This is a genomic window from Peptoniphilus faecalis (assembly GCF_012976305.1).
GTDB classification, from domain to species: Bacteria; Bacillota; Clostridia; order Tissierellales; family Peptoniphilaceae; genus Peptoniphilus_A; species Peptoniphilus_A faecalis.
Genome location: NZ_JABDSR010000031.1, coordinates 1 through 1,288, shown reverse-complemented (window position 1 = coordinate 1,288; position 1,288 = coordinate 1). Strand labels below are relative to the sequence as shown.

Annotated in this window: 1 protein-coding gene and 2 tRNA genes; all 3 read left to right on the top strand. The window is 29.3% G+C overall.

The genetic code is table 11. The annotated features are described in order from the left end of the window. Positions 1–35 precede the first annotated feature (35 nt). The 3 genes from HKO22_RS10605 to HKO22_RS10595 all read left to right on the top strand — a co-directional run bounded on the left by HKO22_RS10605 (position 36) and on the right by HKO22_RS10595 (position 1,125). Positions 36–121 (top strand) — tRNA-Tyr (locus tag HKO22_RS10605). Positions 122–140: 19 nt separating this feature from the next. Further along, a tRNA-Gly gene (locus HKO22_RS10600) sits at positions 141–215 on the top strand. 367 nt (positions 216–582) lie between these two features. Then, positions 583–1,125: a MarR family winged helix-turn-helix transcriptional regulator gene (locus HKO22_RS10595; RefSeq protein WP_075659204.1), complete on the top strand. Its 543-nt coding sequence runs from the start codon at positions 583–585 to the stop codon at positions 1,123–1,125. The last annotated feature ends 163 nt before the right edge of the window (positions 1,126–1,288 follow it).

Genomic DNA, 1,288 nt, shown 5'->3' with positions numbered 1-1,288 from the left:
CCCACCAGCTCCAAAAGACTTGTAGGGGATTTCATGGAGGAGTTCCCGAGTTGGCCAAAGGGGACGGACTGTAAATCCGTTAGCTTAGCTTTCAGTGGTTCAAATCCACTCTCCTCCACCAATAAAACTAAAAATCCTATGCGGATGTGGCTCAGTGGTAGAGCATCGCCTTGCCAAGGCGAGGGTCGCGAGTTCGAATCTCGTCATCCGCTCCATTTTTTATATTATCCTTAGCTCAGTTGGACATAACATCTAGCTACGAGTTTATAATGGTGTAATTATTTATGATATGAGATTATATAATTAAATATAAATTTTTAGTAGACAATTTAAACTACTATAAAACGCATAAGTTTTGCAGTAGTTCAAATGGTCTTTTTTAGTGCATAAAAATAATTGGAATTTGAAGAAGGCGCAATTTGTTGCACAATATTTTGATTAGTGCTAATGTTTGCAGGATCATTATTTATCTCATAAGTTTTGTAACGTCCAGATATTTTAATACTATAAATAGTTTAATGTGTTAATAGTTAAATCTTGCCTTAAAAATTTCACTATGATATATTATTTTTGGAGGTTAATATGAGTAAGGATATTTATTATAACGAGATTTTAGATACATGGGTTGATGAAAATGAAGATTGTATAACCACTAATAGAAGGTATAAAGAATTATCGAAAGTAATGGATCCAATGTATGATTTTGTACTTGCCTATTCTAATTATTATAATACTAGAAGAGACTATGGTTTTGGACCAAAGTTAACGATGATTGAAGTTCATATTTTGACAGAAATTTCTGATAAACCAGGTATAACTGTAACAGAATTAGCTTTTAAGTGGAATAGAACAACTTCAGCTATATCTCAAACAGTTAGGAAACTCATGAAACAAGAACTTGTATATAGAGAAAATTCTAAAATAAATGGAAAAATATTTCATTTATATGTCACAGAAATAGGAAAAAAACTTGTTTTTAGTCATAAAAAATACGATAATATCGATATTGTAAAAACTAAGAAAAAATTAATGGAGAGTTTTTCAATTGAAGAGCTAGATGCATTTGATAGAATTTGTAAAGTTTATACTGAAATTTTAAAAAATAAAATAATTGAAGAGGAATAAGATAAAGAGCGTTTGTGTAAATATTCGCTCTTTTTTATGGTTCTTTGTCAAATAGTGTTGGTGAATAAAAATTAATGATATATGGTTTATGTCTTATGGCTTAAACCATATATTTTTTTATGGTAAAAACATAAAAAAATTCTTAATCTAAAATTATCAAAAG